9 protein-coding genes are annotated in these 7,365 nt (G+C 72.3%); 3 read left to right on the plus strand and 6 right to left on the minus strand.

What is annotated here, in order from left to right; genetic code table 11:
* Positions 1-11 precede the first annotated feature (11 nt).
* The 4 genes from ABD844_RS19510 to ABD844_RS19525 all read right to left on the minus strand — a co-directional run bounded on the left by ABD844_RS19510 (position 12) and on the right by ABD844_RS19525 (position 2,656).
* Positions 12-689 carry a DsbA family protein gene (locus ABD844_RS19510; RefSeq protein WP_344879343.1) on the minus strand — a complete coding sequence of 226 codons (678 nt, stop codon included), beginning with the start codon at positions 687-689 and terminating at the stop codon, positions 12-14.
* 76 nt (positions 690-765) lie between these two features.
* Positions 766-1,692, minus strand: a complete 927-nt coding sequence (locus ABD844_RS19515) for a M56 family metallopeptidase (protein ID WP_344879346.1) — start codon at positions 1,690-1,692, stop codon at positions 766-768.
* Positions 1,689-2,045 carry a BlaI/MecI/CopY family transcriptional regulator gene (locus ABD844_RS19520; protein WP_344879349.1) on the minus strand — a complete coding sequence of 119 codons (357 nt, stop codon included), beginning with the start codon at positions 2,043-2,045 and terminating at the stop codon, positions 1,689-1,691. Before ABD844_RS19520 ends, ABD844_RS19515 begins: the two co-directional genes overlap by 4 nt.
* An 83-nt stretch (positions 2,046-2,128) precedes the next feature.
* Positions 2,129-2,656: a carboxymuconolactone decarboxylase family protein gene (locus ABD844_RS19525; RefSeq protein WP_344879352.1), complete on the minus strand. Its 528-nt coding sequence runs from the start codon at positions 2,654-2,656 to the stop codon at positions 2,129-2,131.
* Positions 2,657-2,716: 60 nt separating this feature from the next.
* On the opposite strand from ABD844_RS19525, the gene ABD844_RS19530 reads away from it, so the two are divergent.
* Both ABD844_RS19530 and ABD844_RS19535 read left to right on the plus strand, forming a co-directional pair.
* Entirely contained in the window at positions 2,717-3,388 is a 672-nt protein-coding gene (locus ABD844_RS19530; RefSeq protein WP_344879355.1) for a GNAT family N-acetyltransferase, read from the plus strand.
* A gap of 136 nt (positions 3,389-3,524) precedes the next feature.
* Positions 3,525-4,772, plus strand: a complete 1,248-nt coding sequence (locus tag ABD844_RS19535; RefSeq protein WP_344879358.1) for an esterase/lipase family protein — start codon at positions 3,525-3,527, stop codon at positions 4,770-4,772.
* 45 nt (positions 4,773-4,817) lie between these two features.
* On the opposite strand, the gene ABD844_RS19540 is transcribed toward ABD844_RS19535, so the two are convergent.
* Together ABD844_RS19540 and ABD844_RS19545 are read right to left on the minus strand one after the other, a co-directional pair.
* Complete coding sequence (locus tag ABD844_RS19540; RefSeq protein ID WP_344879361.1) at positions 4,818-5,813, minus strand: NAD-dependent epimerase/dehydratase family protein; 996 nt, start codon at positions 5,811-5,813, stop codon at positions 4,818-4,820.
* An 8-nt stretch (positions 5,814-5,821) separates the two neighbouring features.
* Positions 5,822-6,535 (minus strand): glycosyltransferase family 2 protein, encoded by a 714-nt coding sequence (locus tag ABD844_RS19545; RefSeq protein WP_344879364.1) that lies wholly within the window; start codon positions 6,533-6,535, stop codon positions 5,822-5,824.
* Positions 6,536-6,762: 227 nt separating this feature from the next.
* Here ABD844_RS19545 and ABD844_RS19550 point away from each other — a divergent pair.
* Positions 6,763-7,365, plus strand: a 603-nt coding sequence (locus ABD844_RS19550) for a UDP-N-acetylglucosamine--N-acetylmuramyl-(pentapeptide) pyrophosphoryl-undecaprenol N-acetylglucosamine transferase (RefSeq protein WP_344879367.1), incomplete at its 3' end; no start/stop codon positions are given.

Here is a 7,365-nt window from a genome sequence, read left to right on the forward strand (position 1 = left end):
CGGTGCGGTGGTCACGAGCGCAGAGCCGCGTCGATCTTGGCCTTGAGGTTGTCGTAACTGGGCTCGACGTCCAGCAGCACGCCGTTGAAGAAGATCGTGGGAGTGCCCTGCACGCCGAGCGCGAGCCCGTCGCCCTGGTCCTTCTTGACCCGTTCCGCCGTCGTGGGTGCGTCTAGGTCGCGCTTGAAGGCCGTCGGGTCGAGCCCGGCCTGCTCGGCCAGGTCGAGGAAGAACGCCTCCTTGGACTCGGTCGCCTCGCCCCACTGCGGCTGCGTCTCGAACAGCTTGGTGTACATCGCCTCGAACCTGCCCTGCTGGGCGGCGGCCTCGGCGACACGCGCGGCGAGGTCGGCGTTGCGGTGGCCGGGCATCGGGAAGTAGCGGACGACCAGGTTGACGCGCCCGTCGTACTCGGCGCGGATGCGTTCCATGTGCGGGAAGACCGCGCCGCACCCCTCGCACTCGAAGTCGAGGAACTCCACCAGCGTGACCTTGCCGTCGGCGGCCGTGGAGAGCCGGTGGCTGTCCTCGCGCACGAGGAACTGCGGGGGCACGGCCTGTCCCGAGGAGACGGCGGCCGGCGTCTCCGCGCGCCCGCCGCCGAACACCACGACCGCGGCCACGATCAGCGCCAGGATGAGCGCCACGACCGCGCCGATGCCGAGGCTGATCTTGAGATTCGTCGTCATCTTCCGCCCTCCGTTTTATTTCTACGTGGCATAGAATTAAGAAGGAGTGTACGGGCCCGGACCGCCGGTGGCGGAGTCAGACCGTGATGCACACCAAGGGCGCGATCAGCACGGCCATCGGACCGCCGAGCAGCAGCCCGGCCGTCGAGTACGCCGCCGCGCGCACCCAGCCGGGCTGGCTGCGCCGGGTGAGCAACCGCTGCAGCCGCTCCACCACCCCGGTGTCCGCCAGCGCGAACGTGCCCACGCCCGGCTCACCGGCCGCCATCCGCACCAGGGCGCGCGCCAGCGGCAGCTCGCCGTGGGCGCGGCAGGAGTGGTCGTCGGCGATCATCTCCAGCAGCACCGCCACCGCCTGCCGCGCCGTGCGCGCGCCGCCCAGCCACGGGAACGCGTGCGACAGCGCCACGAACGGCAGCAGGGCCAGATCGTGGCGGCCCAGCGCGTGCGCCCGCTCGTGCCGCAGCACGGCCGCCAGCTCCTGCGGGGTCAGCAGATCCAACGTGCCCTGGCTCAGCACGATGCGCCGATGCCTGCCCGGTACGCAGTAGGCGACCCGTTCGGCCACCGGCAGCACGTAGGCGTCGTGCACCGGCGAATGATCGGCCACCACGTCGACCAGCATGCGCTGCCGCCGCCGTTCGCGGACCGTCCTGGCGGTGGTGCGCGCGGTGTGGACCAGCAACCAGGTCAGCAGGCCGGCCGACCATGTCAGCGCCAGCAGGTGCGGCGGCCCGAGCCCGTCCAGGCCGGACCCGTTGGCGATCTGGCTCGCCAGGGTGTGCATCCCGTGCGGGAACACCGCGGCCAGCGGCGCGACCGCGGCCACCAGCCCGAGGCCGACCGCGCCCAGCCCGGCCCCGAGCCCGACGGCCTGCCAGAGCGCGAGCGCCGCACGCGGGCAGCGATGCGTCCACGCCGCCCCGGCCAGGGCGCGGGCGGCGCGATCTCCCAGCGCCACCGGCAGCACCGCCACCCCGGCCGCGACCAGCCAGGCGATCACGGCTCGGCCCCGTCCCGTTCGCCGAGCGCCTCCCGCAGGGCGGCGGCCACCTCGGGCGACACCGTCCCGACGAACTGCTGTACGGCCGCCGCCACGTCTCCTGCCTCGTCGAGCGCGGCGCGCATGGCCTCGGCCACGAACGCGTCCTTGCCGGCGGTGGCCTTGTACAGGTGCGCTCGCCCGACCCGCTCACGGGAGACCATGCCCTTGTTCGCCAGCCGCATCAGGACGGTCAGCACGGTCGTGACCGCGGGCTGCGAGGGCAGACCGGCCGCCAGGTCGTGGGCGAACATGCCGTGCGGATGCCTCCACAGCGCTTCCATGATCGATCGCTCAAGGTTCCCGAGCTGCACCGTCGGCCTCCTCGTGCGCTTCTACTCGGAGTAGAAGGCTACCGCGCGTATGGGCCGATCACCGACGGGCGCCGACACGGCGGCTACGCGGTGGGTGCCGCCGGTTGCAGCCCGGCCAGGAGGTTGAAGGCGCCCGTCAGGAGGTTGAGCGCGACCAGCCCCGGCAGCTCCGCGATGATCCGGTCGCTCCAGCCGTGGGCGCGCAGCTCGGCGACGTCCTCATCGGTGATCGAGGAGGGCTGCGCGAGCACGCGTACCGCCACGGCGACGAGCGCGGCCTCCCTGGCGTCGGTGGACGTGCCCTGCCTGGCCAGCGCGATGTCGGTGTCGCTGAGCCCGGCGGCGCGGGCGGCCTCGGTGTGCGCCTGGAGGCAGGTGCCGCAGCCGATGCGTTCCTGCACGGCGAGCGAGACCTTCTCGCTGAGCGCACGCGGCAGCTTGACGCGGTTCATGGCCCGCGAGAAGCCCAGGTACCCCTCCAGCAGCGCGGGGGAGTGGGCCATCGTGGCGACCATGTCTCCCGCGCTGCCCCTTCTGCCGATGATGTCGTTCAGCAGGTCCTTGGACCTGCCGGGCGCGTCAGCGGGTTCGAGCCGGGTCAGGCGTCTCACATGTCCTCCCAAATGCACATCGATGTACCATACCCCCCTACCGTACATTGGAGTGACGTGATGGAACGACTGCTGGTTGAGCACCTGTCCCGCTGGCTCGGCGACCGGCCCGCGGCCACCGGGCTGAGCATCGTCGGCGCGCCCGAGCGTGACCGCCCCGGCTGGGACGGCCGGATCCATCCCGTGCTCGGAGTGTCGAGCCCCGAGGGCGGCGTGCTGTCGGTCCCGCCGCACGCCGCCGCGACCGTGGCCGAGCAGTACGCCAAGGACCGGGACCTCGCCGTACTGGGGCCGCGGATCCCCACCATGGTGGGCTTTCCCGAGCGCGGCTGGTTCACCGCCGTTTACCGCTGGACCACCCGCCCCGCACCCCTCCCCGACGCCGGGACCTGGGTTCCCGCCGACGCCACCGAGGTGCCGGGCTGGCTCCGTCCCTTCGGCGGGGACGTCCTGGTGGCCACGGACGCCTCGACCGGAGAGCACCTGGCGGGAGTGGGCGTGAAACGACACGACCCCTACGGCCACGAACTCGCCGTCGTCACCACCCCGCACGCACGCGGCCGGGGCCTGGCCCGCAGGCTCGTCGCGCAGGCGGCCAGACGTGTGCTGGACGAGGGCGTCCTGCCCACCTACATGCACGACCCCGCGAACCTGGCCTCCGCCGCGGTCGCCGAGGCCGCCGGTTTCGACGACCGGGGCTGGCACGCCTTCGGCGCCACCGAGGCCCGCTGACCACGCCGGGCAGTCGTCGCCGCGCGCGGCGGAGGTTTCGAGGTGCCGGCCGACACGGGACTATGGGTGCGGCTCACATTGACCCGCACCTCCCCGTCGGGCGAACGTGACTCATCCGAGCTTCCTGGGAGGTCTGATGAGACGACGTTCGTGGGGACGAGTGGCCGCGGCCCTGGCGTTGGCGGCCGGAGCGCTGTTCACGACACCCGCCGCCGCGAACGCGACGGCGTCGGTGACGCTGGAGGCCACCTACACCTCGGGCCTGGAGAACGGCTGGTCGCTCGTCGAACGCTACAAGGACAACTCCTCCGGGTTCCTGGCCGAGGCGTTCCCGTCCGACGGGCGTGGCGACCAGAAGGGGCAGACCAGGCGTCTGTTCGGTGACGTCGCCCGGCCGCACTCCTCGCGGTTCCTGCTCTACCACGCGCCGGGCTGGCAGACGGGCACCAAGAGCACCCCCGTGCTGCTGGTGCACGGCGCCAACCAGAACGCCGATCTGGCCTGGGCCAACCCCAACGCCGCCGGCTCGTACGGCTGCGGCCAGGCCACCTGCCCCACCACGGGTCTCATGCAGCACCTCACCGGGCAGGGCTACAAGGTCTTCGCGGTCGGCTTCCCGCACGCCACGGGCGACGGCCACTACTGGGCGGAACAGATCCACGACGCCGTCGCCAGGATCCAGGCGAAGACCGGTGCGGCGCAGGTCGACGTGATCGGCTGGTCGAAGGGCGCGTTCAACGCCCGCATGTACGTCTCGTCGCTCCGCAAGCCGTGGGGCACGGCCTACGCGGGCGGCGTCAGGAAGCTGCTCCTCGTCGGCGGGCCGAACAAGGGCTTCGACTGGGGTTACCGGCACGGCTGGACCCACGACTTCGCCATATTCCCCGAGTGCGGGGGCTCGCTGAACGCGCCCGCGCCCCACAGCCAGATGGTCTGTTACGGCCTGTGGCGCAACCATCCCGAGCTGAGCTACGAGGGCGACACCTACCCGGGCTCCGACGACATGCTCTACCGCTGGGACGACGTCTACCCGCTGCCCACCGTCGAGCAGGACTGGTACACCACCTATTACGGCGGCACCGGCTTCTACACCGCGGGCCGCGGCATCCAGTGGGCCATCGACAGAGGTTCGCTGGTGCAGCCCCTCATCAACGCGGGAACTCCGTCGAGCGTCCCGGTCTACCAACTGTGCGGCAACATGCCGGACATGGCGCTGATGCACAACGAGCACACCGGGCCGTCCGACGGCGCCGTCTTCGTCGCGAGCTGCACCGCGCCCGACGGCGTCGCGAACCGGGCCGCGACCGCGACGCTGCCGCTCAACCACCTCAAGCTCGGCTGGTCCCCGACCGCCATGTCCCAGCTCACCACCTGGCTCGGCTGAGCGTCCAGCGGGCCCGCGCGGCCGGCCTGATGACCTGCGGAGCGGTCAGGCCAGCGGGGCGGTGGCGAACTCCTTCATCCCCTCGGCGAACCCGATCCGGGCCTGATAACCGAGTCCGACGGCCGCCCGCTGCGGCGAGGCCAGGATGTGGCGAACGTCCCCCAGCCGGTACTCCCCGGTGGTCACCGGCTCGGGGCCGCCCCGCTGCGCCGCCAGCGCCGCGGCCATCTCCCCGACCGTGTGGGGCTCCCCGCTGGCGATGTTGTAGGCGGTCAGCGTTCCCGGCTCGCCGCCGGTGAGGGCGGCCACGTTCGCCTCGGCGACATCGCGGACGTGGACGAAGTCGCGCGTCTGCCCGCCGTCCTCGAACACCCGCGGGGCGCGACCCGCCTCCAGCGCGGACCGGAAGATCGCCGCGACGCCCGAGTACGGCGTGTTCCTCGGCATCCTGGGGCCGTAGACGTTGTGGTAGCGAAGGGCGGTCGCCGTGCCGCCCGTCTCCCTTGCCCAGTTCGCGGCGAGATGCTCCTGCGCCAGCTTGGTGGTGGCGTACGCGTTGCGCGGGTCCGTCGGCGCGTCCTCGTCGATGGCGACGAAGGCCACGCCCGCACCGCAGCGGGGACAGCGGGGCTCGAAGGACCCGCGCTCCAGGTCCGCGCTGGAGCGAGGGCGGGGACGTACTCGGCCGTGCCGGGCGCAGTCGTAGGCGCCCTCGCCGTAGACCACCATCGAGGACGCCAGCACCAGCCGCCCGACGCCGTGCTCCGCCATCGCGGCCAGCAGCACGGCCGTGCCGAACACGTTGACCGAGGCGTAGTCGGGCAGGTCCCCCACGTCCACGCCGAGCCCGACCTTGGCCGCCTGGTGCACGACCACGTCGGCTCCCGGCAGCAGCCGATCGAGAACGGCCCTGTCGCGCACGTCGTCGCCGGAGCGAAGGTCGAGACCGATCACCTCGTGGCCGCGCGCCTCCAGCGCCTCGGCCACCTGGCTCCCGATGAACCCCGCCGCACCCGTCACCAGCGCCTTCGTCATCGCCATGCTCCGATTCACGCGGTTCCGTCCTGACGGGCCAGGACCCGGCGCATGTCGCCGATCGCCCGCAGGGTGCCGCGTACCGTGCCGGTCACCTTCGACCTGCCCGCGCGGGGCAGGTAGTCCACCTCTGTCTCCTGGATGTGCCAGCCCGCCGCCCCGGCACGCAGCACCATCTCCAGCGGATAGCCGAAACGCCGGTCCACCAGCCCCAGCCGGAGCAGCGCCACGCGCCCGCACGCCCGCATCGGCCCCAGGTCGTGCAGCACGGCACCGGTACGGCGGCGCAGCCTCCTGGCCAGTACGGCATTGCCGAGCCGGGCGTGCGCCGGCCACGACGCTCCCGGCCGCAGGACACGACGGCCGAGAACGAGGCCGGCCGCACCGGCCACGACGGGTTCGCTCACCCGGGGCAACTGCCGCGGGTCGAGCGACGCGTCGGCGTCCATGAAGCACACGACGTCCGAGGTCGCGGCCATCAGCCCGGCGTGGCAGGCCGCGCCGAACCCGCGCAGGGGCTCGCACACCACCGTCGCGCCGAGCCCGGCCGCGATCTTCGCGGATCCGTCGGTGGAGCCGTTGTCGACCACGATCGGGCGAAAGCCGTCCGGCATCCGCCCGAGCACCCACGGAAGGGCCGCCGCCTCGTTCAGGCAGGGCAGCACCACGTCGATCTCCCGCTCGGTATCCCGGTCGGTCTCCATGTCGGTCTCAGTGTCGATCTTCACGTCGCCGACGCTAACGCGGCGCCTCGGTCCGCATCCTCGCGCGAAGATCCGCCTTTTCCGAGAAATGACCAGCTCAGACCCGCCACCAGGATCGCAGGGCGAACGACGGCGTCGATCGTGGCCCGAGCAGGGCCGGAAGCCGGGCCCGGAGTTCGCCCGGTGCGGCCGGACGGGAGACGGGCGGCCGAGGCACGCGGGCTTCCGCTGTGCGGCCCTACGCTGATCGCATGTCACGAACCCTGCGACTGTTGATCACCGGCGGCGGCACCGGTGGTCACACCTATCCGGCCCTGACGACCCTGACGGCCGTCCGGCGCCGGCAGGTGCCGCACGACGTGCTCTGGGTGGGCACCGCCAACGGCCTGGAGGCGCGGATCACCGCCGAGCACGGCATCCCCTTCAAGGCCATCACCACCGGCAAGCTACGCCGCCGCCCCAACCTCAAAGAGCTGGGCACCAACATCGCCGACGTGTTCCGCATCCCCGTCGGAGTCCTCCAGGCGGTCGGGCACGCCGCCCGCTACCTGCCCGACGTGGTGCTGTCGACAGGAGGCTACGTCGCGGTGCCCATCGGCGTGGCCGCCAAACTCATCCGCCGCCCCCTGGTCATGCACGAACAGACCACCGTCGTGGGCCTGGCCAACCGCATCCTGGCCCGCCTGGCCACCCGCATCGCCCTCTCCCACGAGTCCTCCCTGCAGTACCTGCCCGCCTCCGCCCGGCCCAAGGCCGTCGTCACCGGCAACCCCATCCGCCCCGAACTGCTGCAGGGCAACCGCGCAGCCGCCTACGACCTGTTCGGACTCACCTTCGAAGTACCCCTCATCTAC

The sequence above is a fragment of the Nonomuraea antimicrobica genome (assembly GCF_039536965.1).
In the GTDB taxonomy this organism is placed as follows: Bacteria; Actinomycetota; Actinomycetes; order Streptosporangiales; family Streptosporangiaceae; genus Nonomuraea; species Nonomuraea antimicrobica.